Below are 556 nucleotides of genomic sequence, written 5' to 3' on the forward strand. Positions count from 1 at the left end.
GCAGTTTTATGATTACGCCTGTTGAAGATATTCGGCGAATTAAACGGGAAAAGCCTAGTGCGAGGATATATATCTATTCGTTATCCGTTGGTTTTCTGAAATTTAATCATGTGGATGGGGTAATAAATAAACGTATTTCGCTGGGAGATATCAAGGCGATGTGGCAAATCCTGATGACCCAGGTGCCAAGAGCTTTAAATTATTACAACGCGATAATTACGATGTGGCAAATCTTGATGAGCCAGATGCCAAATGCGTTAAATCATTACAACGTGAGAATTACGATGCAGCAGCCCCCAGAAAGCCTCTCTAATCAGGAAGCCTGCGTGCTGCGAGGCTACTCATTTAACCTGAAAACTAAGCAAATCGCCCGTCAGCTCGGCTGCAACGTCAGGCAGGTTTATTTTTACAAAAATAACGCCATAAATAAGCTAAAGGCTGCGCGGGGCCCGTTTTTCTATAAGAGCATTCGCTGGATCTTGAATTAACCTCGCCACAGAGCGTCGTTTGCCTTTTTTCCCGTGTCCGCAGGAATCTTTTCCTACAGCTATTGTAA

General features: G+C 43.7%; 1 protein-coding gene. It reads left to right on the forward strand.

Translation table 11 applies throughout. The features are described 5' to 3' along the window. Positions 1-488: helix-turn-helix transcriptional regulator (locus UTM25_RS22490; RefSeq protein WP_320715393.1), on the forward strand; the 488-nt coding region annotated here is incomplete at its 5' end. Positions 489-556 lie beyond the last annotated feature (68 nt).

This window comes from Enterobacter sp. 61D5, assembly GCF_034107965.1.
Taxonomy (GTDB): domain Bacteria; phylum Pseudomonadota; class Gammaproteobacteria; order Enterobacterales; family Enterobacteriaceae; genus Enterobacter; species Enterobacter cloacae_M.